Annotated in this window: 12 protein-coding genes; 5 read left to right on the forward strand and 7 right to left on the reverse strand. The window is 52.3% G+C overall.

Annotated elements, in window-relative coordinates; genetic code table 11:
• Positions 1 to 69: 69 nt before the first annotated feature.
• From kduI to RDO88_RS06160, 4 genes are all read right to left on the reverse strand, one after another.
• On the reverse strand, positions 70 to 1,026 hold the full coding sequence (kduI, locus tag RDO88_RS06145) for a 5-dehydro-4-deoxy-D-glucuronate isomerase (protein WP_307758541.1): 957 nt from the start codon (positions 1,024 to 1,026) through the stop codon (positions 70 to 72).
• A 61-nt stretch (positions 1,027 to 1,087) separates the two neighbouring features.
• Positions 1,088 to 2,461: a PTS transporter subunit IIC gene (locus tag RDO88_RS06150; protein WP_307758542.1), complete on the reverse strand. Its 1,374-nt coding sequence runs from the start codon at positions 2,459 to 2,461 to the stop codon at positions 1,088 to 1,090.
• A 104-nt stretch (positions 2,462 to 2,565) separates the two neighbouring features.
• Positions 2,566 to 2,799, reverse strand: coding sequence for a hypothetical protein (locus tag RDO88_RS06155; RefSeq protein ID WP_307758543.1), 234 nt, complete (start codon positions 2,797 to 2,799; stop codon positions 2,566 to 2,568).
• A 47-nt stretch (positions 2,800 to 2,846) separates the two neighbouring features.
• Positions 2,847 to 3,500 (reverse strand): HAD-IA family hydrolase, encoded by a 654-nt coding sequence (locus RDO88_RS06160; RefSeq protein WP_307758544.1) that lies wholly within the window; start codon positions 3,498 to 3,500, stop codon positions 2,847 to 2,849.
• A gap of 259 nt (positions 3,501 to 3,759) precedes the next feature.
• Between RDO88_RS06160 and RDO88_RS06165 the strand changes: the two genes are divergently transcribed.
• Both RDO88_RS06165 and RDO88_RS06170 read left to right on the forward strand, forming a co-directional pair.
• Positions 3,760 to 4,617 carry an SDR family oxidoreductase gene (locus tag RDO88_RS06165; RefSeq protein WP_307758545.1) on the forward strand — a complete coding sequence of 286 codons (858 nt, stop codon included), beginning with the start codon at positions 3,760 to 3,762 and terminating at the stop codon, positions 4,615 to 4,617.
• Positions 4,618 to 4,724: 107 nt separating this feature from the next.
• A complete protein-coding gene (locus tag RDO88_RS06170; protein ID WP_307758546.1) occupies positions 4,725 to 5,429 on the forward strand; it encodes an SAM-dependent methyltransferase in 705 nt (234 codons plus the stop codon).
• Here the strand turns inward: RDO88_RS06170 and RDO88_RS06175 are convergent.
• The 3 genes from RDO88_RS06175 to RDO88_RS06185 all read right to left on the reverse strand — a co-directional run bounded on the left by RDO88_RS06175 (position 5,423) and on the right by RDO88_RS06185 (position 9,793).
• Positions 5,423 to 6,535 carry a hypothetical protein gene (locus RDO88_RS06175; protein WP_307758547.1) on the reverse strand — a complete coding sequence of 371 codons (1,113 nt, stop codon included), beginning with the start codon at positions 6,533 to 6,535 and terminating at the stop codon, positions 5,423 to 5,425. The two genes, RDO88_RS06170 and RDO88_RS06175, sit on opposite strands and share 7 nt — an antisense overlap.
• Positions 6,536 to 6,595: 60 nt before the next feature.
• A complete protein-coding gene (gene lipA / locus RDO88_RS06180; protein WP_307758548.1) occupies positions 6,596 to 7,453 on the reverse strand; it encodes a lipoyl synthase in 858 nt (285 codons plus the stop codon).
• 129 nt (positions 7,454 to 7,582) lie between these two features.
• Complete coding sequence (locus RDO88_RS06185; RefSeq protein WP_307758549.1) at positions 7,583 to 9,793, reverse strand: DPP IV N-terminal domain-containing protein; 2,211 nt, start codon at positions 9,791 to 9,793, stop codon at positions 7,583 to 7,585.
• Positions 9,794 to 10,132: 339 nt separating this feature from the next.
• Here RDO88_RS06185 and hisS point away from each other — a divergent pair, with 339 nt between their 5' ends.
• The 3 genes from hisS (at position 10,133) to groL (ending at position 13,915) form a co-directional block, all read left to right on the forward strand.
• On the forward strand, positions 10,133 to 11,497 hold the full coding sequence (gene hisS / locus RDO88_RS06190) for a histidine--tRNA ligase (RefSeq protein WP_307758550.1): 1,365 nt from the start codon (positions 10,133 to 10,135) through the stop codon (positions 11,495 to 11,497).
• A 466-nt stretch (positions 11,498 to 11,963) separates the two neighbouring features.
• On the forward strand, positions 11,964 to 12,236 hold the full coding sequence (locus tag RDO88_RS06195) for a co-chaperone GroES (RefSeq protein ID WP_021847043.1): 273 nt from the start codon (positions 11,964 to 11,966) through the stop codon (positions 12,234 to 12,236).
• A 44-nt stretch (positions 12,237 to 12,280) separates the two neighbouring features.
• Positions 12,281 to 13,915 carry a chaperonin GroEL gene (gene groL / locus RDO88_RS06200; protein ID WP_307758551.1) on the forward strand — a complete coding sequence of 545 codons (1,635 nt, stop codon included), beginning with the start codon at positions 12,281 to 12,283 and terminating at the stop codon, positions 13,913 to 13,915.
• Positions 13,916 to 14,025 lie beyond the last annotated feature (110 nt).

Raw genomic sequence — 14,025 nt, forward strand, 5'->3', positions numbered from 1 at the left:
ATCCTGTCAAAAAAACGACAAATGGGTATAGAACCTTCTTGTGGCCTACACCCATTTGCACATCATTTTTTATTTCATATCCAAATATTTGATCTCGTCTTTGTCGCTATACTTCAGGTTTTCGCCACCCATACCCCAGATGAAGCTATAATTGCTTGTACCGGCAGCAGCGTGGATGCTCCACTCAGGCGAAGTGATGGCCTGCTCGTTGTGCAACCATACGAGACGTTCTTCCTGAGGTTCACCCATCAGATGGCAAATGGCATTGCCCTCAGATACGTTGAAATAGAAGTAAGCCTCCATACGACGGGTATGTGTGTGGGCAGGCATTGTATTCCATACAGAGCCGGGAGCCAACTCGGTCAGACCCATCTGAAGCTGGTTGGTACCGCCGTTCTTCACTCTTTCCAAAACATCCTTTACGATGAGCTGGTTCACTACACGGTCGTTGCTGTCTTCCATCTTTCCATAGTGGTCGGAGATGGCAAGAGCATATTTCTTGGGCTCAGCCTTCTGAGCTTTTACATCGGTCGTAATCAGCTGGGTAACATACTGCTTGTATGCGGGAGCCGAGTTGATGTAGAACTTGGCAGGCTTCGTAGCATCGTTGCTCTTGAAAGTCACTTCCTTGTTGCCACAACCTACGTAGAGGGCTTCCTTGTATTTCATGGGATATTCCTTGCCGTCTACTGTAACCACGCCGTCGCCACCAATGTTGATGACGCCCAACTCGCGACGCTCGAGGAAGTAAGTGATTTCAGGACCCAGTTCACGGAAAGTTTCCAGTTTCAATACCTTGTTAACAGGCATCACACCACCATAAATCAGACGGTCGTAGAGAGTGTAGGTCAGGTTGATTTCATCGGGAGACAGAACCTTCTCCATCATGAAGGAACTGCGCAGACGCTCTGTGTCGTAGTGCTTTACGTCCAACGGATGACAGGCTGTCTGTACTTTGTAATTCATTTGGGCACTGGCCGTAACGGCAGCCATGCCTAACATCATTGCGATTGCTAACTTTTTCATATTCAGTATATAATCTATTAAATAAAATTCTTTCTATTTTTTCTTTATGCCATGTTCAGTTTTACTTGGCAGCCTGCTTGGCTTCTTTCTCACTACGGATGATGATGCGGCGGTTGATAACCATCATCACAACTGCTATCAGAGCAAGCAACGCACCACCTACATACGAAAGTTTTACACCTCTATAGATGGTCCATCCGAAGAGGGAGGAAGCAAAGTCGAGTGCGCCACCCGAGAAACCTTCAGGAATATGGGCTGTAGGGTCGTGTGTCTCGGCATAAACATTGTTGGCAGCCAAGGTAAAGTCGGGAGCCATGTCAGTCACGAAATAAAGACCCACGATAAGAGCAACCAAACCTACAATCAGCGTCTTCAACACGTTGCCTTTTGTAAAGGGCAGTACCATGGGGAAGAGGTAGAACATACCAGCCAGCGATGCTAGCGGGAGGAACTGATTGCCAGGGAGGAATACAGCTAGGGCGAGAATGACAGGAATCAGAATGACTGATGCCACAAGGGTGGCAGGATGGCCGATAACCAAGGCTGGGCTCATACCGATGTGTACCTTCTTGCCGTTGAATTTAGTCTTTACGAGTTCGGAAGTCTTTTCGGAAATGGGCTTCAGACCTTCGATGAACAGCGAAGTGATGCGCGGAATGAGCTCCATCACAGCTCCCATCGTGATACCCAGGAAGAGCACCTTCTTGATGTCGAGCTGGGCAGCCCAACCGATGAGCATACCTACGATAACACCCAATACGAGCGGTTCGCCTATCACGCCAAACTTCTTCTTCATGCCGTCAGCATCGATGTCCAGCTTCGAGAAGCCAGGAATCTTGTCCAGTGCCTTGTTGATGAGGATGGCGAAAGGCACGAAGCTCTGACAGAAGGGCTGAGGAATGGAAATGCCGTTCAGGTCATAATACTTCTGGAACTTGTCGGCTGTAAGGTCGGCACACACCAAAGTGATGACATAGCAGACGATAGCGGCAAAGTAACCCCATGCCAGGCTTTCGCCCATCACGAAATAGGCCACGGCACCGATGAAGGCAAAATGCCAATAGTTCCACAAGTCGATATTCACCGTACGTGTAGTTTTGGTGATAAGCATCAGCAGGTTTATACCCAGACAGATGGGGATAATCAGAGCACCCACGGCCGTGTTGTAGGCTACGGCAGCGGCGGCAGGCCACCCCATGTCGAAGACATTCAGTTGCAGGTGATAGAGGTCGGAAATGGCTTTCAGGGGGTTGTCGAAGTTGGTCGTCAGCAAAGCGGTAACCACACCCAGACCTACGAAACCGACTCCTACGCAAAGGCCCGACTTCAGCGCCTTTCCGAATTTCATGCCAATGCACAAACCAATAATTGTAAAGATAATAGGCATCATAACCGATGCGCCAAGGCTGATGATATAGCCGAAAACTTGTTCCATTCTCTTTTGTTTTTGATATGATTAAATTTATGTTTTACAAGAGTCTGAATGAAAATTCGGTGTCAAATTTAGCTCTTTTCTTCATTATTCAAAAAAGAAAGCCTTTAATTATTGGAAAAAGGGATGATTTTATATCTTTTTTGCCGTTTGCGTGCACAAAAAGACTCGTTCTCGCACACGAAAACCGCCGCCACTCCTATTTTGCCTTTAAAAAGTGCACCAGATTTTCCTACAATAACCTTTGTCAGAGGACGTAGGCAGGCAGCCTCCTGTGCAATGGATGAAGATACGGCGGCTGGAATCGGATGGTCCTTCAAGAGAGGAGCTTTCATTGTCATGTTTTTTCATTCAAAAGAAATGCCCCGGCAATCGTCGGAAAGAAAGTCTATCCCAAGACAATATCGCCGATTTCTTCCGCCTTGTCCACCAGATACTTGGGGCAGAGAGCTTCCAGCTCGGTGCGCGGACGGAATCCCCACGTCACCCCACAGGCAGTGACACGAGCATTGAGTGCTGTCTGCATATCGACGGCCGAATCGCCTACGTAGAGCGTATCTTCGACGGACACACCTGTATCTTTCAAGATGTCATGGACAATCGTCGGGTCGGGTTTGGGGCTGATGCCTTCGCGTTGGCCATAGACGGCGACAAAACGAATGGCGGGGAAATAGTGGGCGATGAGCTTGCGCGTGGCCGACTGGTATTTGTTCGAAGCCACCGCCAGCAGGATGCCGTTGGCCTGCAACCTTTCGAGCAGTTCGACGATGCCTGCGTACGGACAACTCTTGTCGGCATTGTGCAGGTCGTAGTGGGGGACAAAAAGGGAACGTACCTTGAGGATATTTTCCTCCGTTTTCCATCCTTCGGGCAGGGCGCGTTCGAAGAGCTTGTTGATGCCGTTGCCTACCATGAACTTGTAGGCCGATTCGTCGTGTGTAGGAAAGCCCAGCTCGCTGAGGGCATAGTTGGTGCTTTGGGCCAGGTCGGCAATAGTATTCAGCAGGGTGCCGTCCAGATCGAATATTACCAGTTTTTTCATCGTTGATGTTCTCCTTTCAGTTCTTCTGATTTTTGCGCAAAAGTAGCATTTATTTCGATAGGACGATGAGAGCAGATAGAAAAAGCAGTGTTTTACAAAGAAGAAAACGACCTTTTCCTGCCCGTAAAACATCGCTTTGCATAGCTGGTTCGGGCAATACAGCCGTTACCTCGGAAGTAAAAATGTTGAAAACGGCGTTTTCACTTTGTACTTCCCTCGGTTTGCACTATCTTTGCACCGTGAATTTTATTTAATAGGTATGAGTTACAATTTATTGAAAGGAAAAAGAGGCATCATTTTCGGCGCTCTGAACGAGCAGTCCATTGCCTGGAAGGTTGCAGAGAAAGCTGTTGAAGAGGGTGCAACCATTACACTGTCTAACACTCCTGTAGCTGTCCGCATGGGCGAAGTGTCTGCCCTGGCCGAGAAGTTGCATTGCGAAGTAATCCCCGCCGACGCCACCAGCGTAGAAGATCTGGAGAACGTGTTCAAGCGCTCCATGGAAGTGCTGGGCGGACCGGTAGACTTTGTGCTCCACTCCATCGGAATGTCTCCCAACGTGCGCAAGAAACGTACATACGACGACTTGGATTATGATATGCTGAGCAAGACACTGGACATCTCCGCCGTGTCTTTCCACAAGATGATACAGGCTGCCAAGAAGCTGAACGCCATTGCCGACTACGGCTCTATCCTGGCGCTGAGCTACGTAGCTGCCCAACGTACATTCTACGGCTACAACGACATGGCTGATGCCAAGGCTCTGCTCGAGTCCATCGCACGCAGCTTCGGATACATTTACGGACGCGAACACCACGTGCGTGTCAACACCATCTCCCAGTCGCCCACAATGACTACGGCCGGCTCGGGCGTGAAGGGCATGGACAAGCTGTTCGACTTTGCCAACCGCATGTCGCCGCTGGGTAACGCCTCGGCCGACGAGTGTGCCGACTATTGTATCGTGATGTTCTCCGACCTCACCCGCAAGGTCACCATGCAAAACCTCTACCACGACGGAGGTTTCTCCAGCGTGGGTATGAGCCTCCGTGCCATGGCTACTTACGAGAAGGGTCTCGACGAATACAAGGATGCCAACGGAAACATCATCTACGGATAAACTTTTTTAATTGAGAATTGATAATTGAAAATGGAGAATGGAGCTTCACTCCTATAACTTTCCATGCTCAATTATCAATTTTCATTTTTTAATTCTCTATTCAACCGATGGAAACTGCACTCTATCTGCTGCCCGTTACCTTGGGTGACACTCCTTGGGAGAAAGTCTTGCCTGGATATAACAAGGAAATCATTGTCGGTATCCGCCACTTCATTGTGGAGGATGTCCGTTCGGCCCGTCGCTTTCTGAAGAAGGTGGACAAGGATATTGACATCGATGCCCAGACCTTCTATCCGCTCAACAAGCATACGTCGCCCGAAGCCATCTCAGGTTACTTGAAGCCGCTCGAGGCAGGCCTTTCGATGGGAGTCATTTCCGAAGCGGGTTGTCCTGCCGTGGCCGATCCGGGTGCCGATGTGGTGGCCATTGCCCAACGCAAGGGCTTGAAGGTGGTACCGCTTGTAGGACCTTCGTCCATCATCCTTTCGGTCATGGGTTCGGGCTTCAACGGACAGAGCTTTGCCTTCAACGGCTACCTGCCCATCGAGCCGGCCGAACGCGCCAAAAAGCTGAAGCAGCTCGAACAACGCGTCTATGCCGAACACCAGACGCAGCTCTTCATCGAAACACCCTACCGCAACAACAAGATGCTGGAAGACATTCTCCAGAACTGCCGTCCACAAACGAAACTTTGCATTGCGGCTAACATCACGTGCGAAGGAGAATTCATCCGCACACGCACGGTCAAGGAATGGAAGGGTCACACACCCGACCTGACCAAAATACCCTGCATCTTCCTGCTCTATCAGTGAGCCTCGGAGAGAGAAGCTTTCCTACCCCTGCACGCGTCTATCATCGAAAACACCCGATTGTATTCGTCCTCGAAGCAATGGCAGAAGTAATTCTGACCGATGTTCTGCTCAATCTGCTGGATGGTCCACAGCTTGCCGTGCTTCCCTTTGTGGCGGCCCAACTGGCTTTCGTGGTCAAGGGTCAGCGTAAATACATACACCAGGCGGTTGGTCGCTTCGTTGTTCAGAACATATTTGAAGTTGAACTTGAGATCGTGCATGGATATGTCGGGCAGTACCTGCCTCACCAGCCGTTGGATGCCTTGTTTCAGCGTTTCGCCATAGAGCAGGAAGCCTTCGACGGGCAAGTCTGTTCTGCCCTGCTCGAAACCAGCACTGTGGGGGCGCGGACAGAGGTAGAGCATGCCGTTCAGCGTAACGGCCACACGTACAAAGGGTATCATGTATTTCTGCTTCTTGCTCAAGGCATCGGAAGCCAGCGCCTTGCCTGTCACATGGCCTTCGGCATTGACGACTGGGACAAAGACCGTCCGCTTCATCAGGCGGTTGAAGTAGCTGATACCCATCTGGTTGAACAGTATGCTGAGGATGAACACTGCCGGCGGCGCCACGTGATGAAGCATGAAACTCGCCTCGCCCTGAAAGAAGGAAGCGCGGGCCAGCAGCAGGGCCAGCAGATGGACAGCACCGAAAAGCAACACGACACGGGCCGAAACGATGGTGGCCTCGATACTTTTAGCCGACGACCGGCGTTTCGAGTTGTAACAGGCCGTCAGCGGTTTGCGATACAGATAGAAGAGCAGAATCAGCAGGAGGGTACCCACCTCGAGCGTGAAGGGATACCATTGCGGCTGGCAGCTTGCGGCGTAGAAGTAATAGGTGACGGCCAGTATCACCAGCATAACGGTAATGCCATAGAGCAGAATCTGCGGCAGGTGGTTTTCTTTCCGCAGAAAAGTATAGACAGAGAGGACAATGCCCAGCAGAGCGCCCGCATAGATGGCCGTGCCCAGCGGAGCAAACTCGGACAGTATCATGGACAGCAGAACAGGGATGAAACCCCATGCCATGTTGTGTTTGAAGGATAATATACTTTGTCGGCTCATGGTTCTATCGCTTTTTCCCTTTTAAACAAAAAAGAGGCTGAGTTGTTCAGCCTCTTTTTTCTATTTCTTCAGGTAGCGGAGCGACTTTTCCGCATGGTAGGACGAACGCACCAGCGGCCCGCTTTCCACCTGCGTGAAGCCTTTCGCCAGGCCCGTTTCTTCGTAGCGCTTGAACTGCTCGGGAGTAACGTATTCGGCCACAGGGTAATGACGGTGTGAGGGTTGCAGATACTGACCGATGGTCATGATCTGGCAGCCGGCGGCACGAAGGTCGTCCATCAGTTCTTCTACCTCGGCAGGCGTTTCGCCCAGCCCCACCATGATACCCGACTTGGCCGTGATGCCACTGGCAGCAATCTGACGTATCACCTCGAGGCTCGTGTCGTAGCGGGCTGCGCTGCGCACCAAGGGACTGAGGCGACGTACGGTCTCCATGTTGTGGCTGATGATGTCGGGCCTCGCTTCGATGACCTGCTCCACCAGCTCCCTGCGCCCCTGGAAGTCGGGTATCAGCACCTCAAGCGTGGTTTCGGGGTTCAGGCGACGTATCTCAGCAATGGTCTGTGCCCAGTGGGCGGCGCCCAGGTCGGGCAGGTCGTCGCGGTCGACGGAGGTCACCACGGCGTGCGAGAGCTTCATCAGCCGCACCGACTCGGCCACGTGCGTGGGTTCCTGCGGGTCGAGGGGTAGGGGGCGTCCTGTCTGCGTGTTGCAGAACTTACAGCTGCGGGTACAGATGTTGCCGCCTATCATGAAGGTAGCCGTGCCCCGCCCCCAGCATTCGCCCATGTTGGGACATCGGCCGCTGCTGCAGATGGTGTGCAGACAATGTGACTCGACGATGCGTTTCGTCTCAGTATAGCGTTCGTTGGCGCCGATGCTTATCTTGAGCCATTCAGGCTTACGTACTCGTTCCATAAACGTGTGGATAGTGTGTGAGGATGGCACGCAGATGACACAGATGAAGCAGATGACCGCAGATTTTTAATTAATTATCTGCGTAAATCCGTTTTAATCTGTGTCATCTGCGTGCCATTTATCCGGTTGTTACAAATTGTTTTTGAAGAACTCTGTCAGCCGCGTGTACAGGTGCATGCGCGTGTTGCCGCCGAAGATGCTGTGGTTGCGGTTGGTATAGACCTGCATGTCGAACTGCTTGCCCAGCTGAACCAGGTGTTCGGCATACTCGGCGCAGTTCTGGTAGTGCACGTTGTCGTCGGCCATGCCGTGTACCAGCAGGAGGCGTCCGTGCAGTTTGTCGGCGCGGGTGAAGGCCGACGATGCCTTGTAGCCCTCGGCATTCTCCTGCGGCGTGCGCATGAAGCGTTCGCCATAGACGGTGTCGTAGTAGTTCCAGTCGGTCACGGCTGCCACGGCTACACCTGCCTTAAACACGGGGGTACCCTCGCTCATACTCATGATAGTCATGTAGCCGCCGAAGCTCCAGCCCCAGATACCGATGCGGCTCTTGTCCACGTAGGGCAGGCTACCCAGGTAGAGGGCTGTCTCCACCTGGTCGCGGGCTTCCTTGACGCCCAGGTTCAGGTACGTGCACTTCTCGAAGTCGGCGCCGCGTCCGCCCGTGCCTCGTCCGTCCACGCAAACCACGATGTAGCCCTGAGAGGCCATGAACGTCTCCCAGCTGATACCGAAGGCGTCGAGCACCTGTTGCGAGCCGGGGCCGCTATACTGATATTGTAGAGCGGGATATTTCTTGGAAGCCGAGAAGTCGGTGGGTTTCATCATCCAGCCGTTCAGCTGAGTACCGTCGGTAGTGGTGAAGCTGAAGAATTCCTTCTTCGGCAGGTTATATTCGGCCAGCTGGGCACGGAGCTTCTGGTTGTCCACCAGGGTGGTGAGCACCTGTCCGCGGTTGTTGTTCAGCGTGATGACCATCGGTGTGTCGAGGCTGGTGTAGCGGTTCAAGTAGTACTTCATGTCCGTGCTGAACTGGGCCGAGTTGGTGCCCTGTTGCGTGGACAGCTTCAGTTTCTTGCCCTTGCGGTCGGTCTTATAGACGGCGGTACGCATGGGGCTCTCCTCGTTGCTGGTGTAGTAGAAGGAGCCTTCCTGCGGGTCGTAACCCAAGAAATCTTTTACTTCGAAGTTGCCCGAAGTGACCTGCTTCACCAGGCTTCCCGACAGGCTGTACCAGTAGAGGTGATTGTAGCCGCTGCGCTCGCTGACGAAGCTGAAGTGGTCGTCGTAGAAGCGTATCTGGTCGAAGACGTTCTCCTTGATGTACTTGTCGCTCTCGTCGCGGAGCACCAGCTTGCAGACGGTGCTGCGCGGATTGGCCATGTACAGGTCGAGGCGGTTCTGATGGCGGTTCAGCGTCATGATGGCCAGCTTCTCGGGGTCGCGGGTGAAGCGGATGCGGGGGATGTATCCGTCTTCATCCAAGGGTACGTCAATCTGGCGGATAACGCGGCTCTTGATGTCGAACGTATGGACGCTGACCTTCGAGTTGGCTTCGCCCGTCTTGGGGTACTTGTATTCATAGGCGCCGGGGTACTTTTCGTAGGCCTTGATGTGGGGCTTGTCGCCGGCAAAGACGGGGAAGGAGTAAGATTTTACTTCGCTCTCGTCCCAGCGCACGAAAGCCAGCATCTTGCTGTCGGCGCTGAACTCCAGGGCACGGTTGTAGGAGAACTCCTCTTCGTACACCCAGTCGGGCGTGCCGTAGATAATCTTGTTGCGTTCGCCGTCCTTGGTCACCTGGCTCTCGCTGTTGCCGAAGTAGCGCTTCACGAGGAAGATGTTGTTGTCGCGTACGAAGGCCACCATCGAGCCGTCCGGCGAAAATACAGGCACCTGCTGCGGTCCGCCGTCGGAAAGTTTCTCCACCACGTTGTTGATTTTCCCCTCAAGGTTGCGCTTCAGGCTGTACAGGTAGTGTACGGCCGTGTACGAGCGGCGATAAATGGGTGTCGTCTCGGTGGCGATGAGCAGCATCGTACCGTCCGGCGAGAAGCTGTAGCTGTCGAAGCGCTTGAAGGGGCACTCGCGGGCAGTGGCGGCGTCGAACAGCACTTCCACCTGCTTGCCGGTCTTGAAGGAATATTTGATGATCTGCGTACCCTCGGCGTTCATCTGCGAGTAGTGCTCGCCGTCGCCGGGGATGGGGATGACTCCGTAGATGTTCTCCACGCGGAACGTGCCCGTCACGACGTCCTTGAGCGTGAGCGGTTTTCCGCCTTGAGCATAGGCTGCCAGCGTCAGGAGGCAGCAGAACAGGGTAATAAGGATTTGCTTCATGTTTTCTTTTTGTTTTTTTTGCAAAGATAAGCCACATTCGGTCGAATGCCAAAAAAGTGTCTCTGTTAAGACTTAAAATTCTGTTAACAAAACACGGATTTCGTGTTAATAAAACTAATGCACTGGTTTGCGGGTGGTAAAACGGTACTTTCGTACAGGCAAAGCGGTGCTTTCTGATTGGTGATGCGGTGCTTGTTTTCTGTAGATTGAGAAGATAAATCGATTTAAAGACAGATGGAAAATGACGTTTCCGATACGATTTTGCTTCCGATTTGCTGGAAACTTCTGATAAAATACCGTAACTTTGTGGCTCGATTTTGAAATGTAACTGATACGAATATGGCAGCAAAACCTTGTATTCCGAAAGGAACCCGCGACTTTTCGCCCGTAGAAATGGCGAAGCGCAACTATATATTCAACACCATCCGCGATGTGTACCACCTCTACGGCTTCCAACAGATAGAGACGCCCGCCATGGAAATGCTTTCTACCCTGATGGGCAAGTATGGCGAAGAGGGCGACAAGCTCCTGTTCAAGATACAGAACTCGGGCGACTACTTCTCCGGCCTGACCGACGAAGAGCTGCTGAGCCGCAACGCTTCCAAGCTGGCCTGCAAGTTCTGCGAAAAGGGCTTGCGTTACGACTTGACCGTGCCCTTTGCGCGCTACGTGGTGATGCATCGCGACGAGCTGACGTTCCCCTTCAAGCGCTACCAGATACAGCCCGTGTGGCGGGCCGACCGTCCGCAGAAGGGACGCTATCGCGAGTTCTACCAGTGCGACGCCGACGTGGTGGGCAGTGATTCGTTGCTCAACGAGGTGGAGCTGATGCAGATTGTGGACACTGTCTTCAGTCGTTTCGGCATCCGCGTGTGTATCAAGATCAATAACCGCAAGATATTGACGGGTATTGCCGAGATTATCGGGGAGGCCGACAAGATAGTGGACATCACCGTAGCCATCGACAAGTTGGACAAGATAGGCCTGGACAACGTGAATGCCGAACTGCGCGAAAAGGGCATCGGCGATGAGGCCATCGCCAAGTTGCAACCCATCATCCTGCTCAGCGGTACAAACGAAGAGAAGCTGGCTACGTTGAAAGAAGTGCTGGCCGCCAGCGAAACGGGTTTGAAGGGTGTAGCCGAGAGCGAATTCATCCTATCCACTCTGAAGGCATTGGGCCTGAAAAACGAAATCGAACTGGACCTGACGTTGGCGCGAGGACTGAACTACTACACGGGCGCCATCTTCGAAGTGAAGGCGCTTGACGTACAGATAGGAAGCATCACCGGCGGTGGGCGTTATGACAACTTGACAGGCGTCTTTGGTATGGCAGGCGTGAGTGGTGTGGGTATCTCGTTCGGTGCCGATCGCATCTTCGATGTGCTGAACCAGCTCGACCTTTATCCGAAGGAAGCCGTGAACGGCACGCAGCTGCTCTTCATCAATTTTGGTGAAAGAGAGGCCGCCTTCTCCATGCAAGTACTGGCACAAGTCCGCGCAGCAGGCATACGGGCCGAAATCTTCCCCGATGCCAGCAAGATGAAGAAACAGATGGGCTATGCCAATGCCAAGGGTATTCCTTTCGTGGCACTGGTGGGTGAGAATGAAATGAACGAGGGCAAGGTGACGCTGAAGAATATGGAAAGCGGCGAACAATGCCTGCTCACGCCAGCCGAACTGGTGGCGGCTGTACGCAAATGAGCGGTAAAAAATCAAAATACAATTAAAAAGGAGCGGATTCCGCTCCTTTTTTCGTATATTTGTATCGGGCGTGAAACAAAAATGTAACGTCGTGACGCTACCTTTGTACCGTTACATTACAAAAAGAAGAAGGAGGTAAATATGGTTTCCATCCAGTTGAACGAAAACAGACACAATTTGCTGATAGGCGTAGTAATGGTCATTCTGGCAGTTCTGTTCCTTTTATATATGGGCAGTTCGATGGTCAGGTCCACCAAAGCCTTTTGGCAAGAAAGTAGCATAGAACGTCTGCTCGAGTGAGGGCAGGCGTTTTTTGTTTTCGGACAATATGGATTGGCCTTGCGACATTTTGGCAGTCCTCTTCTGCCAAAACAGGTTTGGCACACTTTTCGTATATTCTTTTTCGCTTGCGTCAAGCAGGCAGAAACAAGAAAAATAAAGTATAACATATAAAACGAAAGTGACTATGAACATCAAACCATTGGCAGACAGAGTTCTGATACTCCCTGCACCCGCAGAAGAAAAGACAATCGGCGGTATCATCATTCCTGATACAGCGAAGGAAAAACCTCTGAAAGGTGAAGTGATTGCAGCCGGAAACGGTACGAAGGACGAGGAAATGGTGCTGAAAGCAGGCGACCACGTACTTTATGGCAAGTATGCCGGCACGGAAATCGAACTCGACGGTACCAAATATCTGATTATGCGTCAGAGTGACGTACTCGCCGTACTGGGATAAATTTTCAATATTCAATTCTCAACTATCAATTAAATTAAAGAATCATGGCTAAAGAAATTTTGTTCAATATAGATGCCCGCGACCAACTGAAGAAGGGTATCGACACACTGGCTAACGCCGTAAAAGTAACTCTGGGCCCGAAAGGCCGTAACGTTATCATTGAGAAGAAGTTCGGTGCTCCCCACATCACCAAGGACGGTGTGACTGTTGCCAAGGAAGTGGAGCTGGCCGACGCTTATCAGAATACTGGTGCACAGCTGGTTAAGGAAGTCGCTTCGAAGACTGGCGACGATGCAGGTGACGGTACGACAACTGCTACCGTACTGGCTCAGGCCATCGTAGCCGAAGGCTTGAAGAACGTAACGGCTGGTGCCAGCCCTATGGACATCAAGCGCGGTATCGACAAGGCTGTTGCCAAGGTGGTTGAATCCATCAAGTCTCAGTCAGAAATGGTAGGCGACAACTACGACAAGATCGAGCAGGTAGGTACTGTATCGGCCAACAACGACCCGGTTATCGGTAAGCTCATTGCCGACGCTATGCGTAAGGTTTCCAAGGACGGTGTCATCACCATCGAGGAAGCCAAGGGTACAGATACTACCATTGGTGTAGTAGAAGGTATGCAGTTCGACCGCGGTTATCTGTCAGCTTACTTCGTAACCAATACCGAGAAGATGGAATGTGAGATGGAGAAACCTTATATCCTGATCTACGACAAGAAGATTTCTAACCTGAAAGATTTCCTGCCTATCCTCGAACCCGCCGTACAGACAGGCCGTCCTCTGCTGGTCATTGCAGAAGATGTGGATAGCGAAGCGTTGACTACCTTGGTAGTGAACCGTCTGCGCAGCCAGCTGAAGATCTGTGCTGTGAAGGCTCCGGGCTTTGGCGACCGTCGTAAGGAAATGCTGGAAGATATCGCCGTACTGACCGGTGGTGTAGTCATCAGCGAAGAGAAGGGCTTGAAACTGGAACAGGCTACCATCGAAATGCTGGGTAGCGCCGAGAAGGTAACCATCACGAAGGACAACACGACCATCGTGAACGGTGCCGGTGCCAAGGAGAACATCAAGGAGCGTTGCGAGCAGATCAAGGCTCAGATTGCCGCCACGAAGAGCGACTACGACCGCGAGAAGCTCCAGGAACGTCTGGCCAAGTTGTCGGGCGGTGTGGCAGTGCTCTATGTAGGTGCCGCATCCGAGGTTGAAATGAAGGAAAAGAAAGACCGTGTAGACGATGCCCTGCGTGCCACACGTGCCGCCATCGAAGAAGGTATCGTGCCGGGCGGTGGTGTAGCCTACATCCGTGCCCTCGACTCCCTCGAAGGCCTGGAAGGCGACAACGCCGACGAGACGACCGGTATCCACATCATCAAGCGTGCCATCGAAGAGCCGCTCCGCCAGATCTGTGCCAACGCAGGCAAGGAAGGCGCCGTGGTTGTTCAGAAGGTTCGCGAAGGCAAGGGTGACTTTGGCTACAACGCACGTACCGACGTGTACGAGAACCTGCATGCCGCAGGCGTGGTAGACCCCGCCAAGGTGACTCGTGTAGCCCTGGAGAACGCCGCTTCTATTGCAGGTATGTTCCTCACAACGGAGTGTGTCATCGTCGAGAAGAAGGAAGACAAGCCCGAAATGCCGATGAACCCCGGTATGGGTGGCATGGGCGGCATGATGTAATCGGCCGATTTCCCCTGATACATTAAACATATAAGCAGCCGCGGTGTCTTGTCAGAGAGATGCCGCGGCTTTTATTATATGAACCATTAACCATTTTAACCATCAATCAT

It is taken from the genome of uncultured Mediterranea sp., from assembly GCF_902493215.1.
Classification (GTDB): domain Bacteria; phylum Bacteroidota; class Bacteroidia; order Bacteroidales; family Bacteroidaceae; genus Bacteroides.

Bases quoted from the DNA above. Each gene is read 5' to 3' on its own strand.
- RDO88_RS06170 (WP_307758546.1), top strand. From the start codon at position 4,725: ATGGAAACTGCACTCTATCTGCTGCCCGTTACCTTGGGTGACACTCCT.
- RDO88_RS06160 (WP_307758544.1), bottom strand. From the start codon at position 3,500: ATGAAAAAACTGGTAATATTCGATCTGGACGGCACCCTGCTGAATACT.
- RDO88_RS06165 (WP_307758545.1), top strand. From the start codon at position 3,760: ATGAGTTACAATTTATTGAAAGGAAAAAGAGGCATCATTTTCGGCGCT.
- hisS (WP_307758550.1), top strand. From the start codon at position 10,133: ATGGCAGCAAAACCTTGTATTCCGAAAGGAACCCGCGACTTTTCGCCC.
- groL (WP_307758551.1), top strand. From the start codon at position 12,281: ATGGCTAAAGAAATTTTGTTCAATATAGATGCCCGCGACCAACTGAAG.
- kduI (WP_307758541.1), bottom strand. From the start codon at position 1,026: ATGAAAAAGTTAGCAATCGCAATGATGTTAGGCATGGCTGCCGTTACG.
- RDO88_RS06185 (WP_307758549.1), bottom strand. From the start codon at position 9,793: ATGAAGCAAATCCTTATTACCCTGTTCTGCTGCCTCCTGACGCTGGCA.
- RDO88_RS06175 (WP_307758547.1), bottom strand. From the start codon at position 6,535: ATGAGCCGACAAAGTATATTATCCTTCAAACACAACATGGCATGGGGT.
- RDO88_RS06155 (WP_307758543.1), bottom strand. From the start codon at position 2,799: ATGACAATGAAAGCTCCTCTCTTGAAGGACCATCCGATTCCAGCCGCC.
- lipA (WP_307758548.1), bottom strand. From the start codon at position 7,453: ATGGAACGAGTACGTAAGCCTGAATGGCTCAAGATAAGCATCGGCGCC.
- RDO88_RS06195 (WP_021847043.1), top strand. From the start codon at position 11,964: ATGAACATCAAACCATTGGCAGACAGAGTTCTGATACTCCCTGCACCC.
- RDO88_RS06150 (WP_307758542.1), bottom strand. From the start codon at position 2,461: ATGGAACAAGTTTTCGGCTATATCATCAGCCTTGGCGCATCGGTTATG.